We start from the raw sequence: 18234 nt of genomic DNA, 5'->3' as shown, positions 1-18234 counted from the left end.
AGCGAGAATTACTTGGTTTTCAGGCAAGGCATCGATTTGAAGATCTAGTGGTTCTAAATCGAAGATCGATAACGCAGTATGAAAGCCAAGTAAACTCGCCTTGGGGAGCCTATCTTCTGTCCTATTTCATCGCCCAGAAGCGAAAAAATAGCGCTCGTCCCACCGCGTATGTGGCGACTAAAAATGAAACAGAAGATAGAGCTCTGAAACAAGCATCTTGAGGTGGCTTGAATATGTGCTCTGGTTTTCATTTAACGTTGTCTCATTTTTAATCTCAAACGGTTCGCTTTGAAATTGTGCTACTGCACTGATTTCTTCGAATCTACTCGTATAAAAATGGCAATGATACCCATAGCGGCCATCATCCAGAACACATTCGCACCCCACTTCTCATAACCCCAACCACTGAGAGTTGTCATTAATGCTATGAATGCACCAAGCGGAATCGCATTGTACAGCGCTTGCAAGGGCACCATTTTGTTTTGGCTCTGCTTTTGAATGAATTGAATCGCAGCAATATGTGCCATAGCAAACGTCACCCCATGGAGAAGTTGAACCATGATCAGTGCCCAAATATCCGTAGTGGATGCTGTTAGCCCCCACCGGACAAATACACCAACAGACGCCACAACAAATAACAGTCGAAGCGACCACCCCATGAACATGCGTTTACTGAACGCAAATACGGAAATTTCAGCAATTACCCCTAAACTCCACAGATAGCCAATGATATCTGCCGAAATCCCCGAGGACTTCCAATGCAGCGAACTAAAGGCATAGTAAGCGGCATGGCTACCCTGAATTAGCGACGCTAAAACCAGAAAGCGAACCACGGACGAGTCTTTCAAAATCGCCGTCAGTTTTGGTCTTTCCTTGCTTTCTTCCGTTTCCGAAACAGGCATCACATCAGGGTTACGCATCACTAGTAGCATCGAAGCCGCAAGCCCTGCCAACGCGGTATAAATAATGGCGCTCGCTCCGTATATCGCCACTAAATATCCTACGACTGTCGAACCCGCAACAAAAGCGATGGAGCCCCAAAGCCTTGTTCTGCCGTAATCCAGTAACTTAAGGCGGGCGTAATAGTTCGCCATTGCATCGGTCAATGGAACCACTGGGCCACAAGAGAGGTTAAATAGAATGGTTGCCCCAGCTAGAAGCCAAAAGTCGCCCCCAACAAATAGGTGCGCAACAATGGCGAGCATCGATGCCAATGTGAGCCAACGAAGGGCAGGTATTAAGTGCTCGACTTTATGCAACCGTGGGGTAATCACCAAATTGGCAAAACACCGAGAAGCCAGTCCAAGTCCGATCAGCACACCAATGTCAGACGCTGAAATATCTTGTGAAGCAAACCAAATTGCCCAAAAAGGCAAATGGACGCCATAAGAGAAAAAGAAGCCGACAAAATACTGAGATATCCAGCCATACGGGGTACTGCGGAGCATTAAACACCTAATTGAATAAGAAACGGGGCGACATTATCCCAACTTCGCATCAAACTAAAAGAGAAAAATTTGAGAGATTTTTCTTCCCTGTTTAACGGTTCACTCCTTACAAAAATGAAGCGCTTTATTATCAAATACCTATCATTTAAGCCACCCAAATAGACGCCATTAAAAATCTCCGATTTGGCATTCAGCTAAATCGTATTTCCTCCGATACAACTAAGTTCTCTGCACCCATTAGACCAAAGTCGTCTGGAGCTTATCCCACTTTTTACCAACACTATTGATAATGTCATTGTGTTAGAGCTGTTCAGCTATGCCGGATAAATTCAATATGAACGCCGCTCCTTTTGATCGGCTTTCAACGCACGAACAAGAACGACTAAGAGCTTCCTTAGATGTTGCGTATTACCGCGAAAATGAAACCATACTCAAGCCGGGCCAAACGGGGACAGCGTTACACATCCTCATTAAAGGTGGAGTAGAAGAACGCTCAGGGGACGATCAAGAAATCTTCGCACATTATGCGAACGATGATTTGTTTGACGTGCGCGCTCAGCTAGAAGGAACCGTTAAGCACAAGTACATCGCCTTAGAAGACACCTTAAGTTATTTGCTCCCAAGTGAAGTCTTTATCGAGCTGTACCAAACCAACCCGAAGTTTTCTGCCTATTTCGACTCCAACCTGTCTAAACGGCAAGAACTGGTCGAAGCGGCACAAAAGCAGCAAAATCTTGGGGAGTTCATTCTCACGAAAGTCGATGACAGCATTTATCATCCGGTACTGATTCTTGATCACGATGAGCCACTCAATGCCGTAACGAAACTCATGAAAGAGCACTCAATCGACAGTGCATTAGTGCGATTGGAAGAGCACGATCCGAGGCTTGCTGAATCTTCAACCCCTTACCCATTTGGCATTATTACGCGAACCAACATGCTGCATGCCGTCATGTTAAATGACCACCCACTGGATACGCCTGTAGGCACCATTGCAACCTTTCCTGTGTATTACATCGAAGATGGGGACTTCCTGTTTAACGCGATGATCACCATGACTCGTCAACGAATGAAGCGTGTTATGGTTTGCAATGGCAGTGAGCCCATTGGCATGTTAGACATGACACAAATACTGTCTAGCTTCTCTACACACTCACACGTTTTATCTCTCAGTATTGCCCGTGCTCAATCCATTGAAGAGCTCGCCCTTGCAGCAAATAGGCAGCGACATTTGGTTGAAAGCCTAATCAATAACGGCATTCGAACTCGCTTCATCATGGAGCTTATCTCCGCAGTCAACGAGCAAATTATAGAGAAGGCCTTCCACCTCATTGTTCCTACGCCTATGCACGATAAATGCTGCCTGATCGTATTGGGATCTGAAGGACGAGGTGAACAGGTGCTCAAAACCGACCAAGACAACGCACTGATCCTGCAAGATGACGTTGAGTGGCCGGAATGCCAAGAAGTCATGGAACGATTCACCCATACTCTACAACAACTCGGCTACCCTCTTTGCCCCGGTAAAGTCATGGTGAATAACCCCGATTGGGTTCATAGCCAAAGTGATTGGCAACGTACAGTGACTCGATGGATCACAAAGGGGACGGCAGAGAACGTAATGAAACTTGCCATCCTTACCGATGCCCACGCTGTTGCCGGAAATCAAGAGCTACTCGACCCAGTTGCACAGTATATCTCCGACAGCATGAAGAACAACATGCTCGTGCTGCTCGACTTTACGCGCCCAGCCTTGCAGTTTTCTTCGCCCCTAACTCTGTTTGGCAACGTAAAAAAAAGCAAAGATGGGCTCGATATAAAACGAGGTGGCATTTTCCCCATTGTGCACGGTATTCGTGCGCTTTCGTTGGAATACGCTTTAATTGAAAAGAACACCTTTGACCGCATAGAAGCACTGCAGAACAAACGGATTCTTGAGCCCGATACCGCAGACAACCTGACGGAAGCACTCAAATTATTCTTTAAATTACGTTTAGCGCAGCAGTTATCAGAGCACCACAGCAGTAACAATATAGAACTCAAATTACTGGACCGTTCAGAAAGGGATCTTCTCAGGCACAGCCTGCATGTGGTGAAAAAGTTCAAGCAATGGCTGGGCTATCATTATCAAATCCGTGACTAAGACAAAGAGGTCATATGAATAGAGTGTTTCGCTGGTGGTGGCGTAGAAAATTAAAGGGAAACCCGTATCAATCATTATTTGATGCGCCCCATAAAACGGAATTTGTTTCTCTCGACTGTGAAACCACCAGCCTAGATCCCAACCGAGCCGAACTGGTGACGATTGCTGCCACAAAAATCATTGGCAACCGCATCATTACCAGCCAACCATTCCATGTTCGTTTACGTGCACCTCAGTCTCTTAATGCAGATTCTGTTTGTGTGCATAAGATTCGCCATAGCGACCTTGCGGGGGGCATGAGCGAAAAAGACGCACTGGAGGCGTTAATCGCGTTTATTGGCAACCGCCCTGTTGTGGGTTATCACATCCGTTATGACAAAACGATTCTTGATCTAGCCTGTAAGCGCCATTTGGGCTTTCCACTCCCTAACCCCTTGTTGGAAGTCAGCCAGATCTATCACGAAAAGCTTGAGCGCCATCTACCTAACGCTTATTTTGATCTCAGTTTGGATGCCATCTGTAAGCACTTGGGGCTGCCTCCACAAGACAACAAACACGATGCTCTGCAAGATGCTATTTCGGCTGCATTAGTTTACGTTCGGCTCACTTATGGTGACTTACCTGCTCTGACCTCTGCTTATGTGCGTTAACTTGCTCTGCAATTAAAGTCCTGATCTACTTCTCAATTTTCTAAGTAACCCGCTGCTTATAAAGGCAAATGCCCCCTTATCATCCTAAAGTCTAATTGTAGAAAAACTGGGGGTAGCTGAGAGTTAATACCAACCGATTTCCATATCATTTCGGAAATAATGGAACTTGCTGAATTCACAAGGAGAGAGCAATGAGTGAAGCCCACGTTTATCCGGTCAAAGAAAATATTAAAGCTAAGACCCACGCTGATAACGACACTTATCTGGCGATGTACCAACAATCTGTCAGCGACCCAGAGGGCTTTTGGGGCGAACACGGAAAAATCGTAGATTGGATCAAACCTTACACCAACGTAAAACAGACCTCCTTCGATACTGGACACGTCGACATTCGCTGGTTTGAAGATGGAACACTGAACGTTTCAGCAAACTGTATCGACCGTCATCTCGCCGAGCGCGGAAATGAAGTTGCCATCATTTGGGAAGGGGATGACCCAGCCGATGATAAAACACTAACCTTTAATGAACTGCACAAAGAAGTCTGCCGCTTCTCTAACGCCCTGAAAGAGCAAGGTGTTAAGAAAGGTGATGTCGTTTGTTTATACATGCCAATGGTACCGGAAGCTGCCGTGGCAATGTTAGCTTGTACGCGTATTGGTGCTGTTCACACTGTCGTTTTTGGTGGTTTTTCTCCAGAAGCGCTAGCTGGTCGCATTGTGGATTCCAACGCAAAAGTCGTTGTTACAGCAGACGAAGGGGTTCGTGGTGGGCGCGCGGTTCCATTGAAGAAAAATGTCGACGATGCATTGGCTAACCCTGAAGTCGACAGCATTTCAAAAGTACTGGTTCTAAAACGCACTGGTGGCGATGTTGCTTGGGATGAGCAGCGTGATGTTTGGTGGCACGAAGCAACAGCTGCGGTATCCGATGATTGCCCGCCAGAAGAAATGAACGCAGAAGACCCACTTTTCATTCTTTACACTTCTGGCTCCACAGGTAAACCAAAAGGCGTTTTACACACCACAGGCGGTTACCTTGTCTACGCAACAATGACATTCAAGTACGTGTTCGATTACCAGCAAGGCGAAACCTTCTGGTGTACCGCCGACGTAGGTTGGATCACGGGTCACACTTACCTTATTTACGGGCCACTGGCTAACGGTGCCAAAACTATCTTGTTTGAAGGTGTGCCTAACTACCCGAAAACAAACCGCATGAGCGAAGTGGTCGACAAACACAACGTCAACATTCTTTACACTGCCCCAACGGCAATTCGCGCCTTAATGGCAAAAGGAAATGAGGCCGTTGAAGGCACGAAGCGCAGCAGTTTGCGCATCATGGGCTCTGTTGGTGAACCTATTAACCCAGAGGCGTGGGAGTGGTACTACAAAACCATTGGTGATGAAAAATCACCTATCGTGGATACGTGGTGGCAAACAGAAACAGGCGGCATCTTGATTTCACCGCTGCCTGGTGCAACCGCATTGAAGCCAGGCTCAGCGACACGCCCATTCTTTGGTGTACAACCAGCGCTTGTCGATAACGTAGGTAACATCATTGAAGGTGCCGCAGACGGTAATCTTGTGATTCTCGACTCTTGGCCAGGGCAAATGCGTACTGTTTATGGCGATCACGAGCGCTTTGAACAAACCTATTTCTCTACATTTAAAGGCATGTACTTCACCAGTGACGGTGCTCGCCGTGACGAAGATGGCTATTACTGGATCACAGGCCGAGTGGATGATGTACTAAACGTTTCTGGTCACCGTATGGGTACTGCAGAAATTGAATCGGCGTTGGTTGCTTTCGATAAGATTGCTGAAGCGGCTATCGTTGGTGTTCCTCACGACATCAAAGGTCAGGCGATTTATGCCTACATCACCTTGAATGACGGTGAAATACCAAGTGCAGAACTTCACAAAGAAGTGAAAAACTGGGTACGTAAAGAGATTGGACCTATCGCAACACCAGACGTATTGCACTGGACAGACTCTTTACCGAAAACGCGTTCGGGTAAAATCATGCGTCGAATTTTGCGTAAGATTGCCACAGGCGATACCAGCAACTTGGGCGATACATCAACGCTTGCCGATCCAAGCGTAGTGAATAAGCTCATCGAAGAAAATCAGAACCTGTCATAATCTGATTCAACTTAAATTCCACCTTTATTACTTCGCCAGGTCTTTTGACCTGGCTTTTTTATCTTAAATCTATGCCTAGGAAAATTTTTCTGTAAAACGTCATATTAGAAAATGCCTTTCTCTTTATGAGAAAAAGTCGTGCTACATTGAGAAATTATCGCTCCCGCTGTTTGCATAGAATAGACGCACTTTCTCTGTAATAGATTAAAGCAATGTCTAAACAATTACTGTGCACCATCACATTTGTATCCGTTTGTTTAATATGGGGTACAACATGGATGGCGATGGAAATAGCGGTTGAAACCATTCCCCCCATTACCGCTACAGGTCTGCGGTTCCTGATTTCTGCCCCTTTATTAATCGCTGTGACACTGTTGATGAAAAAAGCCTTACTTTTCCCAAAAGGCAAACGAAAATTCATGGTGGCTGTCGCCGTATTTTACTTCGCGATTCCCTTTACCTTGATGATATTAGGCGAGCAATACATCTCATCTGGGCTGGCTTCCATCATCTTCGCCAATATGCCAATTGCGGTCTTAGCCGTTTCTATGATCAGCTTGTCATTGCGTCTTGCTGCTCACCAACTATTTGGCTTAGGAATGGCCGTCATCGCGTTGTGTTTGATTTTATCGGGCGAACTAGAGATGGGTGACAGTAATGATAACGCAGGTATCCTAGCGCTTGTGAGCGCCGTACTGATCCATGCCGTCATGTATGTATTAACTCAAAAGTACGCCAAGGGGATCCATGTGCTCACTTATAACGCATTACCTTCTGGTATCGCGGCGTTATTGCTGTTGGTTGTTGGACTGTTTATGGAGCAACCAGACGCACTTTATTTCACTGTCGAATCGATTTATGCCGTCGTCTATCTTGGGCTTGTTGCGAGTGTCATTGGTATTGTGGCGTACTTCTCCCTCAACCAAATGACAGCTCCCTTCACGGCTTCACTCTGCTTTCTCATATTCCCAGTGGTTGCGCTGCTTCTCGACGCTTGGATAAACGATAACCACCTCTCAGAGCTGTCACAGCAACTGCTGCTGCCTTTGCTCATTGGTATCGTCATTGCCAAAGTCCCACAGCTTCCTACATGGCTGGCTTCTCGCTCAAGCAAATAAGTTTTCCGGGCTCGCCACTACTGTCTCCTTGAAGGCGGGTCCGGATTCTTTATCTTCCTCACAAATTTCCTTATCTTTGACACAAAATTGTCGAGGTTTGACCAGTATTTTGCTGCTAATTGCGCTGAATTGTCTATAATCGACAGTTAATTTGAGCTAGATGGTAATTTAGACCTCTAAATTTAATTATCAGCTCACAAAATTTGGAATGTCGAATTTTAACCTCTAGTTAAAGGAAGATAACCTCACGATGGCTACAAAATCACGCATTCTGGTTCTAAACGGCCCTAATCTTAACCTTTTGGGTCTCCGTGAACCGGCACATTATGGCTCTAAAACGCTCACTCAGATCATTGATGATTTAGAACACCAAGCGGTTTCACTTGATGTAGAGCTCCAGCATCTGCAATCCAATCGTGAGTACGAATTGATTGAAGCCATTCATGCTGCCATGGGAAATGTGGATTTCATTGTTATCAATCCAGCAGCGTTTACCCATACTAGTGTCGCTCTACGTGACGCGTTATTGGGCGTCGACATTCCGTTCATTGAAGTGCACCTATCTAACGTTCACGCACGTGAACCTTTCCGCCATCACTCTTACCTCTCGGATAAAGCCGTCGGGGTAATTTGTGGCTTGGGTGCACAAGGCTACCAATTCGCATTGGCTGCAGCGGTGAATCACCTGCAGTCAAATGGGTAATACCAGCAGTCAAATAAGTAATACATGACACAGAACACTCTCGATACTTGAGAGTCACCTAATTTGAGAAAGAGAAAATTAAGATGGATATTCGTAAAATTAAGAAGCTGATTGAGTTAGTGGAAGAGTCTGGCATCGCAGAGCTTGAAATCTCTGAAGGTGAAGAGTCAGTACGAATCAGTCGTTCCGGTCCTGCTCCTATCGCGGCACCAATTCAATACGCAGCAGCGCCTGTCGCTCCAGCGGCAGCAGCACCTGTAGCACCTGCGACACCAGCAGCAGCAGCGGAAGCACCGGCTGAAGTTGTACCAGCTGGACACCACGTTCTTTCTCCAATGGTTGGTACGTTCTACCGCTCTCCAAGCCCAGAATCAAAATCATTTATCGAAATAGGTCAAAGCGTTAAAGCTGGCGATACGCTTTGCATTGTTGAAGCAATGAAAATGATGAACCAAATCGAAGCGGACAAATCTGGCGTAGTTACAGCCATTCTAGTGGAAGACGGTCAACCTGTTGAGTTTGACCAACCACTCGTTATCATTGAATAACTGAGGCTGATTATATGCTAGATAAATTAGTCATCGCGAACCGAGGTGAAATAGCACTTCGTATCCTTCGCGCATGTAAAGAGCTGGGTATTAAAACGGTAGCTGTTCACTCAACCGCTGACCGTGATCTTAAACACGTGTTACTGGCAGACGAATCCATTTGTATTGGTCCTGCTCGTGGTATCGACAGCTACCTAAACATTCCAAGAATTATTTCTGCAGCCGAAGTAACAGGCGCTATTGCCATTCACCCTGGCTACGGTTTCCTATCTGAAAACGCTGACTTTGCAGAGCAAGTTGAACGCAGCGGCTTCATTTTCGTTGGTCCTAAAGCCGAAACCATCCGCATGATGGGTGACAAAGTATCCGCTATTACTGCGATGAAAAAAGCTGGCGTTCCATGCGTACCAGGTTCAGACGGTCCGCTAGATGACGACGGCAGCAAAAACAAAGCGCACGCGAAACGCATAGGCTACCCTGTGATCATCAAAGCCTCTGGCGGCGGCGGCGGTCGTGGTATGCGTGTGGTTCGTAGCGAAGAAGAATTGATTGAAGCAATTGCAATGACTCGCGCGGAAGCAAAAGCAGCGTTCAACAACGACATCGTTTACATGGAGAAATTCCTAGAAAACCCGCGTCACGTTGAAGTTCAGATCATCGCAGACGGTCAAGGTGGTGCAATCCACCTAGGCGAACGTGATTGCTCAATGCAGCGTCGTCACCAAAAAGTAGTGGAAGAAGCGCCAGCACCGGGTATCACTGCAGAAATGCGTAAATACATCGGTGAGCGTTGTACACGCGCTTGTTTGGAAATTGGCTATCGCGGTGCGGGTACATTTGAATTCCTATACGAAAACGGCGAATTCTACTTCATCGAAATGAACACTCGTATTCAGGTAGAGCACCCAGTAACCGAAATGGTAACAGGCGTAGACCTCATCAAAGAGCAACTTCGTGTTGCTGCTGGTCAACCGCTTTCTTACACTCAAGACGACATTAAGATCAGCGGTCATGCGGTTGAATGCCGAATCAATGCCGAAGATCCAGAGCGCTTCTTGCCTTCTCCAGGTAAGGTGGAACGTTTCCATGCACCTGGCGGTATGGGCGTGCGTTGGGAATCACACATCTACACGGGCTACACAGTACCTCCTCATTACGATTCAATGATTGGTAAACTAATCACCTTTGGTGAGAACCGTGATGTTGCGATTGCTCGTATGAAAAACGCATTGGGTGAAATGATCGTTGAAGGCATCAAAACCAATGTATCGCTGCAAGAAATGATCATGAATGATGAGAACTTCCAACACGGTGGCGCAAACATTCACTACCTTGAGAAGAAACTCGGTCTTCAGTAAGCGTTAACGCAAACAAAGACAAACAACACTCCCCGCGCTTGAGAAAGTGTCGGGGAGTGTCTTTTTTGTCCAAATCAGCTAGACTCCTCCACCAATTTCAATATGACAAAAAGGTGCACTCAATGCCCTGGATTCAAATCAAACTCAATGCGAGCGACAAAAACGCTGAACAAATTGGCGATATGCTGATGGAAAACACAGGCGCATTATCCGTTACCTTTTTAGATGCCAAAGATACCCCTGTGTTCGAACCTCTTCCGGGTGAAACTCGCTTATGGGGTGAAACGGACGTTGTCGCACTATACGACGCTGAAACCGATACCAAACAAGTCTTGAATCAAATTGAAGAAAGCGGTCTGTTAGAAGACAGTTTTGCGCACAAAGTCGAGCAACTTGAAGATAAAGACTGGGAACGCGAATGGATGGAAAACTTCCACCCAATGCAATTTGGCAAGCGTTTGTGGATTTGCCCAAGCTGGCGAGATATCCCTGATCCAAACGCCGTGAATGTTATGCTCGATCCAGGTTTAGCCTTCGGCACCGGTACGCACCCAACCACATCACTCTGCCTTGAATGGCTTGAAGGAATTGATCTTGAAGGAAAAACAGTGATCGATTTTGGTTGTGGCTCAGGTATTCTAGCGATCGCTGCGATAAAGCTAGGTGCAAGTAAAGTCATCGGGATTGATATCGATCCACAGGCTATTCAAGCGTCCAGAGCAAACGCTGAACGTAACGGCGTTGCGCAGCAACTAGAATTGTTCCTACCACAAGATCAGCCTGATAACCTTATTGCAGACGTTGTGGTTGCCAATATTCTTGCTGGACCACTGCGTGAGCTCTCTGGTGTCATCAAAGGGTTACTTAAACCTGAAGGTATGCTTGCGATGTCTGGAGTGTTAGATACACAAGCAGAAGACGTCGCAAACTACTACCGAGACGAGCTGAACATCGATCCGATTGTAGAACAATCAGAATGGTGTCGAATCTCGGGCAAGAAAAATGCCTAAAAGCAAGAGAAAGTAAGCGCCACTACTCTAATTGACTGAAATTTAGGCATTTTAAAAAACAAATTGTAAATGCTCAAAAATTAAGCTTTTCTCTTTGCGAAAAAATGCGTAAAATGCGCGCCCTTGCTGGTATAGAACTGTAATGCTGTTTTGAAGATCGGAAACCATCTACTTAAGAACAATCTTATCGTCGCTCCTATGGCAGGAGTTACCGATAGACCCTTTCGAGAGTTATGTCTCCGATACGGTGCGGGCTTGGCTGTCAGTGAAATGATGTCGTCAAACCCCAAAGTATGGAAAACAGCCAAATCCCAACAACGCATGGTACATGAAGGCGAATCGGGCATTCGCTCTGTACAGATTGCAGGGGCAGATCCCCAGCAGATGGCAGAAGCCGCTCAATATAATGTTGATAATGGTGCACAAATTATCGATATCAATATGGGTTGCCCTGCTAAGAAAGTAAACAAGAAGCTTGCCGGCTCGGCATTACTTCAGCATCCGGACATTGTCGAAAAGATACTGACCGCTGTCGTAAATGCCGTTGATGTTCCCGTGACATTGAAAACCCGTACAGGCTGGAATACAGACAATAAGAACTGTGTTCAAATTGCAAAAATGGCCGAAGACTGCGGCATACAAGCTCTTGCTCTACATGGGCGAACTCGGGCTTGTATGTACAAAGGCGAGGCGGAATATGAAAGCATCAAAGCGGCTAAACAGGCGGTTTCCATACCGGTTATTGCTAACGGTGATATCGATAGCCCGGAAAAAGCCAAATTCGTACTGGAATACACCGGTGCGGACGCTTTGATGATAGGTCGCCCTGCCCAGGGTCGGCCGTGGATTTTTCAGGAAATCCACCACTATTTGGAAAACGGCAGCACGATGGCTTCCCTTCCTGTATTGGAAGTGAAAGACATTATGCTTGGTCATGTAAAGGCACTCCATGAGTTTTATGGGGAGTTTTTAGGTCCTAGAATCGCGCGCAAGCACGTTGGCTGGTACTTAAAAGAACATGAGCAAGCAAGTGAGTTTCGCCGTACCTTCAACGCTATAGAAGCGGCTCCGCTGCAACTGGACGCACTAGAAGGTTATTTTGATAACGTTGCATCATAATTACAGAAAGAGCTAGACCGAATATGTTCGAACAAAATCTGACTTCCGAAGCATTGACAGTAACTACAGTGACCTCACAAGACCAGATCACTCAAAAGCCATTACGTGACTCAGTAAAAGCGTCTCTTAAAAACTACCTTGCTCAACTTAATGGCCAGGAAGTCAACGACCTGTACGAACTAGTATTGGCAGAAGTAGAGCAGCCACTACTAGACACCATCATGCAATACACTCGTGGTAACCAAACACGCGCAGCAACTATGATGGGTATCAACCGCGGTACGCTTCGTAAGAAACTTAAAAAATACGGTATGAACTAATCAAAGATTAGCTTTCTTCCGAATTTTAAAGCCCTGACCTCTTGGTCAGGGCTTTTTTATTGGAATCAAAATCTCACCCTCATTCATATAAAGCCCAAGCTCATTACTCAAAAGCTCATAAGGCATTTTTCTGTATAAGCAAATACTTAACCTATCGTCAAAAAAGCACGTATTTAGTTGTTTTGTGCGTCTTTGGTCGAATTTATCCATTCAGCTCACCTTTTTATAATCAGTTAAAGGTTAACTTAAATTTGGCACACGTTGGCAACGTGTTACGAACCCTGCGTAACCTTAACAATAAGAATAACGCTTCGCGAATGAGTCAATTAACAAAGGATTGTCGCTATGAATGGAATTAGCTTGCGCTCCGTATCCATCAAATCACGGCTGTACATTATGACGCTCACTATTGCGTTACTGATGCTCGCCCCACTTGCCTACATAAAATACGCTTACTACGGTGACCTGCTCACCGCTAAACAAGTAAAAACTCGTCATTTGGTCGAAACAGCACACAGTGTAATTAATCATTTTTACCAACTCGAAAAAAATGGAACGCTTTCTAAAGTAGAAGCACAGACCCAAGCTAAGTCCGCTTTAAATGGGCTGCGGTACGAGAAAAGTGACTACTTCTGGGTAAACGATACCCGCCCTTATATGGTTAACCACCCGATTAAACCTCAACTTAATGGTAAGGATTTGTCCGGTGTAAAAGATCCCACGGGAAAATCACTGTTCATTGAATTCGTTAACGAGGTTAAACGAAACAACGGCGGTGGATTCGTCAATTACATGTGGCCGAAACCGGGTTCGGAAGTAGACGTAGAAAAAGTGTCTTATGTAAAGCTCCATAAACCATGGGGGTGGATTGTCGGAAGTGGGGTATACATTGATGATGTAGACGCACTGTTTTGGGAGCGCGCTCAGTCAATCATTATGATTATCATAGCCTGCTTGATTACCATGGCGTTGATTGCCACTTGGTTTGGCTACAGCATTACCAAACCTTGCGTTGAAGCCGAAGAAGCACTTAACGATATCGCCGAAGGAGATGGTGATCTCACCAAAGATTTACCTTCTGATGGCAAGGATGAACTCAGCCACATTGCAGCGGCTTTTAATCTATTTACCAACAAAATACGCTCCATTGTCACCGACATGATTCCGGTAAGTGAAGGCATCACTAGCGCCGCAACACAGCTTAACCAAGTCGCGTCAGATGCTTCAATGAAGGCGGGTGAACAACATCAATCCGTCGATACGGTCGCCTCTGCGATGAATGAGCTTCACGCCAGCAATCAAGAAGTCGCTACGTCAGCCTCTTCTGCCGCAGATGCTGCGCAGCAAGCCGCACAATTAGGAGAGCAAGGGGTTAATGTGATCGACAGTGCAACGAGCCATATGAGTTCGCTGTCTGATCTACTGACAGAAACGGAAAAAAGTACCCTTCAACTCGCTCAAGATTCTGAAACGGTGAGCACGGTATTGGATGTTATTCGGGGTATTGCCGAACAGACTAACTTATTGGCGCTCAACGCTGCTATTGAAGCAGCTCGTGCGGGTGAGCAAGGACGAGGATTCGCGGTGGTTGCCGATGAAGTACGCACCTTAGCAACTCGGACGCAAGCAAGCACTGACGAGATAGAGCAAATTGTCGGCAACCTCCAAGCCAGAGCAAAAACCGTCACCTCTGCAATGGAGAAAACACAAGTCCAATCCAATGCCACCCACGAGCAAGCTAAGGAAGCACGAGAAACACTGGCCGATATTGGGCAGCAAATCAGCCATATCCTGGAACTTAATCAGCAAATTGCTGATTCCAGTGCCCAGCAAACTCTTGCTACCGAAGAAATCAGTAAAAATTTGGTCATCATTTCTGAAAACAGCGACCAATCGGCAGCCCAAGCAACGCAAGTTGCACAAGCAAGTGAAGTGTTGCTTGGCAATGGACAAAACCTCCAAAAAATTATCCACCATTTCAAGGTTTAAATAATTCAAATTGGGACTAGATACCCCCCTAAAGCGCCACATCAAGTGGCGTTTTTTTGTTGTCTATCACACACCGGAAACCGCATTTCATTTTCATCACCTTTCGTGACCAATATCAATTTAAATTCATATCATATAAATGAGAATGATTATCGAAAACATTTAGTCACTGATGGAGAATCCCATGAAAGCCGCTGTGGTGAATGAGTTTAAAGGACCACTGGTCATCAAAGATATTCCGCTGCCTAATGTAAAGGCACGCGATGTGTTAGTTAAGATCCACGCTTGTGGCGTATGCCACACCGATTTGCACGCCTGTCATGGCGATTGGCCCGTGAAACCTAAAATGCCACTTGTCCCCGGACATGAAGGCGTAGGTGAAGTCGTCGAAGTCGGCAGTGAGATCCATCATTTAAAAGTGGGGGATCGCGTTGGAATTCCGTGGTTGTATAGTGCTTGTGGGCATTGTGATTACTGCTTAGAAGGTCAAGAAACCCTTTGTCTCGATCAGCATAATGCAGGCTACTCTGTCGATGGCGGGTATGCTGAATACTGCCTCGCGAATGGCGAATATGCGATTAAAATCCCTGAAGGTCTCAATTACGTCGATGCCGCACCTTTATTCTGTGCTGGCGTAACCACCTACAAAGCCTTGAAAGTCACCAGTGTAAAGCCTGGGCAATGGGTCGCGATTATTGGTGCAGGTGGTTTAGGTCACTTGGCGATTCAATACGCAGTAGCTATGGGTATGAATGTCATCGCGGTGGATACCGGAGATGAGAAGCTGGCACTGGCAAAAGAACTAGGCGCAACTCATTGTATCGATTTCATGAAGCAAAAGCCTTCTGAAGTCATTCAGGAGCTAGTTGGAGGGGTACATGGTGTTGTCTGCACCGCAGTATCCAAACCTGCGTTCCAAGAAGCATACAGAGCCATCCGACGTGGCGGTTCATGCGTATTGGTTGGGTTGCCCCCTGAAGACATGCCTATCCCTATTTTTGATACCGTATTGAATGGTGTGAAGGTGATTGGTTCTATTGTAGGTACGCGAAAAGATCTGCAAGAATGTCTGCAATTTGCCGCTGATGGTAAAGTGAAAGCCATCACGGAAGTAAAGCAGCTTGAAGACATCAATGACATCTTTGCCGATATGGAAAAAGGTGAAATTACGGGTCGAATCGTGATGGAATTTGCGTAACCTTCCGTTACCAAACTCAGTAATCCTAAACTGCAGACACACAATGGGCAGCTCCATAGCTGCCCATTTTCATTCACAATTAAACCGAATAGCTATTTTAAGCGACGTGATTTATTGTCGCTCATCACAGCAAACTCCACGACCATGCACTTTTTCTCCTGCCAATGCCTCAAGAATTGAACAATGGCTAGCATCGTCATCGACGTGCCCACAGCACGCATCATTGATTTTCTTCAATGCTCGACGAATTCGTGTTAAGTCATGAATTTTTTCATCGATAAGAGTCAGTTTCGCTGACGTGATCGACTTAACTTCAGCGCAACTGTGTTCTGTCGCTTCTAACTTAATATCTAAAAGTTCACGAATTTCATCCAAACTCAACCCAAGAGATTTGGATTTGAGGATAAACTGAACCTGTTTTTGATTTTCTTCATCATAAAGCCGATAACCGGACTCACTTCGGCCAGCCGGCGATATCAGTTTATTCTTTTCGTAAAAGCGCAAGGTGTCAGTACTGACTTCGCACCTTTTGGCTAACTCACCAATCTGAAACATGTTTTTTTAACCTTATTGTTACGATTTTGGTGTCAAAAACGGATTTTCCTAATTATTTTTGTGACGCCAAACGATTGCGCGAGCTTTTTTGTAATAATTTAGTTAGAATACGCGCCATCAAATTTCGAGTTGAAATGAATACATCGACCAATCAAAGGTCTTTACCAAAACTGGCCAATATCTTTGCTCACATGCCTCTAATAATAATGGCATGACCTAAGGAATGATAATTCTATTTATCCTTAATGGGCGTAAGAACAAGTACATTTTTGGCAAATATCTTTAATCTAACTACTCTGTGAATTTGAGGAAGATGGAAGCAATGAATAACGCTCGTCCTATTCGCCGCGCTCTTATCAGCGTATCAGACAAAACTGGTATCGTTGAGTTTGCAAAATCTCTTGCTGACCGCGGTGTTGATATCCTGTCTACTGGTGGCACAGCCCGCCTTCTTGCCGAACAAGGCATCTCTGTAACCGAAGTATCCGATTACACCGGATTCCCTGAGATGATGGACGGTCGCGTTAAAACGCTTCATCCAAAAGTTCACGGTGGTGTTCTTGGTCGTCGCGGTCAAGACGATGCGATCATGGAAACACACGGCATCAACCCAATCGATATGGTTGTGGTTAACCTATACCCATTCGCAGAAACTGTAGCTAAAGAAGGTTGCACCCTTGCTGACGCTGTTGAGAACATCGATATCGGTGGTCCAACAATGGTTCGCTCTGCAGCGAAAAACCACAAAGACGTCACTATCGTTGTGAACGCACACGACTACGACCGTGTTGTGGCTGAAATGGACGCAAACGACAAATCTCTAACCCTAGAGACTCGCTTCGACCTAGCTATCGCTGCATTCGAGCACACAGCTTCTTACGACGGCATGATCGCTAACTACTTCGGCACTATGGTTCCTAGCTACGGCGAGAACAAAGAAGGTGATGAAGAAAGCAAGTTCCCTCGCACGTTCAACCAACAGTTCGAGAAAAAACAAGACATGCGCTACGGTGAGAACAGCCACCAAGCTGCAGCATTCTACGTTGAAGCAAACCCTGAAGAAGCATCAGTGTCTACTGCTCGCCAAATCCAAGGTAAAGCACTGTCTTACAACAACATCGCTGACACTGACGCAGCTCTTGAGTGTGTGAAAGAATTCGACGAGCCAGCATGTGTGATCGTTAAGCACGCTAACCCATGTGGCGTAGCACTAGGTGAAAACATCCTAGAAGCTTACGACCGCGCATTCAAAACGGATCCAACGTCTGCATTTGGCGGTATCATCGCATTCAACCGTGAACTAGACGCTGCAACAGCAACGGCTATCACCGAACGTCAATTCGTTGAAGTTATCATTGCCCCTTCTGTTTCAGCTGAAGCAGTAGAAATCGTAGCGGCTAAGAAAAACCTTCGCCTACTTGAGTGTGGCGAGTGGACAACTAAGACAACTGGCTTTGACGTAAAACGCGTTAACGGTGGACTGTTAGTTCAAGATCGTGACCAAGGTATGGTTGAAGCGTCTGACCTTAAAGTGGTTTCTAAACGCCAACCAACAGAAGAAGAGCTAAAAGACGCGCTATTCTGTTGGAAAGTTGCGAAGTACGTGAAATCCAACGCGATCGTTTATTCGAAAGGCGACATGACTATTGGTGTGGGCGCTGGTCAAATGAGCCGCGTTTACTCAGCGAAAATCGCTGGTATCAAAGCCGCAGACGAAGGTCTTCAAGTTGAGGGCTGTGTTATGGCCTCTGACGCATTCTTCCCATTCCGCGATGGTATCGATGCCGCTGCAGAAGCGGGCATCAAGTGCGTGATTCAACCAGGTGGATCCATGCGTGATGACGAAGTTATTGCAGCTGCAGATGAACACGGCATGGCGATGATCTTTACTGGCATGCGTCACTTCCGCCACTAATTTCCTCATCGTATTTGGC

The 18234-nt window shown here is 46.0% G+C and carries 15 protein-coding genes; 13 read left to right on the top strand and 2 right to left on the bottom strand.

Annotation, left to right across the window (positions count from 1 at the left end; all coding sequences use genetic code 11):
• Positions 1-299 precede the first annotated feature (299 nt).
• A complete protein-coding gene (locus VPNCDNU1_RS10650) occupies positions 300-1448 on the bottom strand; it encodes a 3-phenylpropionate MFS transporter (protein ID WP_104400315.1) in 1149 nt (382 codons plus the stop codon).
• A 316-nt stretch (positions 1449-1764) separates the two neighbouring features.
• Between VPNCDNU1_RS10650 and VPNCDNU1_RS10645 the strand changes: the two genes are divergently transcribed.
• The 12 genes from VPNCDNU1_RS10645 (at position 1765) to adhP (ending at position 15745) form a co-directional block, all read left to right on the top strand.
• Complete coding sequence (locus tag VPNCDNU1_RS10645) at positions 1765-3591, top strand: DUF294 nucleotidyltransferase-like domain-containing protein (RefSeq protein ID WP_104400314.1); 1827 nt, start codon at positions 1765-1767, stop codon at positions 3589-3591.
• A 14-nt stretch (positions 3592-3605) separates the two neighbouring features.
• Positions 3606-4241 carry a 3'-5' exonuclease gene (locus VPNCDNU1_RS10640; RefSeq protein ID WP_104400313.1) on the top strand — a complete coding sequence of 212 codons (636 nt, stop codon included), beginning with the start codon at positions 3606-3608 and terminating at the stop codon, positions 4239-4241.
• Between the two features lie 191 nt (positions 4242-4432).
• Complete coding sequence (gene acs / locus VPNCDNU1_RS10635) at positions 4433-6382, top strand: acetate--CoA ligase (RefSeq protein ID WP_104400312.1); 1950 nt, start codon at positions 4433-4435, stop codon at positions 6380-6382.
• Positions 6383-6594: 212 nt separating this feature from the next.
• A complete protein-coding gene (locus VPNCDNU1_RS10630; protein WP_104400311.1) occupies positions 6595-7500 on the top strand; it encodes a DMT family transporter in 906 nt (301 codons plus the stop codon).
• Between the two features lie 250 nt (positions 7501-7750).
• Positions 7751-8203, top strand: a complete 453-nt coding sequence (aroQ, locus tag VPNCDNU1_RS10625) for a type II 3-dehydroquinate dehydratase (protein WP_104400310.1) — start codon at positions 7751-7753, stop codon at positions 8201-8203.
• Between the two features lie 83 nt (positions 8204-8286).
• Complete coding sequence (gene accB, locus VPNCDNU1_RS10620) at positions 8287-8751, top strand: acetyl-CoA carboxylase biotin carboxyl carrier protein (RefSeq protein ID WP_104400309.1); 465 nt, start codon at positions 8287-8289, stop codon at positions 8749-8751.
• 14 nt (positions 8752-8765) lie between these two features.
• On the top strand, positions 8766-10109 hold the full coding sequence (gene accC, locus VPNCDNU1_RS10615; protein WP_104400308.1) for an acetyl-CoA carboxylase biotin carboxylase subunit: 1344 nt from the start codon (positions 8766-8768) through the stop codon (positions 10107-10109).
• 122 nt (positions 10110-10231) lie between these two features.
• Entirely contained in the window at positions 10232-11119 is an 888-nt protein-coding gene (prmA, locus tag VPNCDNU1_RS10610; protein ID WP_104400307.1) for a 50S ribosomal protein L11 methyltransferase, read from the top strand.
• Positions 11120-11269: 150 nt separating this feature from the next.
• Entirely contained in the window at positions 11270-12238 is a 969-nt protein-coding gene (dusB, locus tag VPNCDNU1_RS10605; RefSeq protein WP_104400306.1) for a tRNA dihydrouridine synthase DusB, read from the top strand.
• Between the two features lie 23 nt (positions 12239-12261).
• Positions 12262-12558 carry a DNA-binding transcriptional regulator Fis gene (gene fis / locus VPNCDNU1_RS10600; RefSeq protein WP_002542007.1) on the top strand — a complete coding sequence of 99 codons (297 nt, stop codon included), beginning with the start codon at positions 12262-12264 and terminating at the stop codon, positions 12556-12558.
• A 345-nt stretch (positions 12559-12903) separates the two neighbouring features.
• Positions 12904-14547 carry a methyl-accepting chemotaxis protein gene (locus tag VPNCDNU1_RS10595; RefSeq protein ID WP_104400305.1) on the top strand — a complete coding sequence of 548 codons (1644 nt, stop codon included), beginning with the start codon at positions 12904-12906 and terminating at the stop codon, positions 14545-14547.
• A gap of 184 nt (positions 14548-14731) precedes the next feature.
• On the top strand, positions 14732-15745 hold the full coding sequence (gene adhP / locus VPNCDNU1_RS10590) for an alcohol dehydrogenase AdhP (protein WP_104400304.1): 1014 nt from the start codon (positions 14732-14734) through the stop codon (positions 15743-15745).
• Between the two features lie 111 nt (positions 15746-15856).
• Here adhP and zntR read toward each other — a convergent pair whose 3' ends face one another.
• Positions 15857-16300 carry a Zn(2+)-responsive transcriptional regulator gene (gene zntR, locus VPNCDNU1_RS10585; RefSeq protein WP_101114234.1) on the bottom strand — a complete coding sequence of 148 codons (444 nt, stop codon included), beginning with the start codon at positions 16298-16300 and terminating at the stop codon, positions 15857-15859.
• 322 nt (positions 16301-16622) lie between these two features.
• On the opposite strand from zntR, the gene purH reads away from it, so the two are divergent.
• The gene (gene purH, locus VPNCDNU1_RS10580; RefSeq protein WP_104400387.1) at positions 16623-18215 is read left to right on the top strand and encodes a bifunctional phosphoribosylaminoimidazolecarboxamide formyltransferase/IMP cyclohydrolase; all 1593 of its coding nucleotides are present in this window, start codon (positions 16623-16625) and stop codon (positions 18213-18215) included.
• Positions 18216-18234: the final 19 nt, after the last annotated feature.

Source organism: Vibrio penaeicida (genome assembly GCF_002933855.1).
GTDB classification, from domain to species: Bacteria; Pseudomonadota; Gammaproteobacteria; order Enterobacterales; family Vibrionaceae; genus Vibrio; species Vibrio penaeicida_A.
Note: the sequence above shows the minus strand (reverse complement) of the source record. Positions and strands in the feature narration are given on the sequence as shown.

Bases quoted from the DNA above. Each gene is read 5' to 3' on its own strand.
- VPNCDNU1_RS10650 (WP_104400315.1), bottom strand. From the start codon at position 1,448: ATGCTCCGCAGTACCCCGTATGGCTGGATATCTCAGTATTTTGTCGGC.
- VPNCDNU1_RS10645 (WP_104400314.1), top strand. From the start codon at position 1,765: ATGCCGGATAAATTCAATATGAACGCCGCTCCTTTTGATCGGCTTTCA.
- VPNCDNU1_RS10640 (WP_104400313.1), top strand. From the start codon at position 3,606: ATGAATAGAGTGTTTCGCTGGTGGTGGCGTAGAAAATTAAAGGGAAAC.
- acs (WP_104400312.1), top strand. From the start codon at position 4,433: ATGAGTGAAGCCCACGTTTATCCGGTCAAAGAAAATATTAAAGCTAAG.
- VPNCDNU1_RS10630 (WP_104400311.1), top strand. From the start codon at position 6,595: ATGTCTAAACAATTACTGTGCACCATCACATTTGTATCCGTTTGTTTA.
- aroQ (WP_104400310.1), top strand. From the start codon at position 7,751: ATGGCTACAAAATCACGCATTCTGGTTCTAAACGGCCCTAATCTTAAC.
- accB (WP_104400309.1), top strand. From the start codon at position 8,287: ATGGATATTCGTAAAATTAAGAAGCTGATTGAGTTAGTGGAAGAGTCT.
- accC (WP_104400308.1), top strand. From the start codon at position 8,766: ATGCTAGATAAATTAGTCATCGCGAACCGAGGTGAAATAGCACTTCGT.
- prmA (WP_104400307.1), top strand. From the start codon at position 10,232: ATGCCCTGGATTCAAATCAAACTCAATGCGAGCGACAAAAACGCTGAA.
- fis (WP_002542007.1), top strand. From the start codon at position 12,262: ATGTTCGAACAAAATCTGACTTCCGAAGCATTGACAGTAACTACAGTG.
- VPNCDNU1_RS10595 (WP_104400305.1), top strand. From the start codon at position 12,904: ATGAATGGAATTAGCTTGCGCTCCGTATCCATCAAATCACGGCTGTAC.
- adhP (WP_104400304.1), top strand. From the start codon at position 14,732: ATGAAAGCCGCTGTGGTGAATGAGTTTAAAGGACCACTGGTCATCAAA.
- zntR (WP_101114234.1), bottom strand. From the start codon at position 16,300: ATGTTTCAGATTGGTGAGTTAGCCAAAAGGTGCGAAGTCAGTACTGAC.
- purH (WP_104400387.1), top strand. From the start codon at position 16,623: ATGAATAACGCTCGTCCTATTCGCCGCGCTCTTATCAGCGTATCAGAC.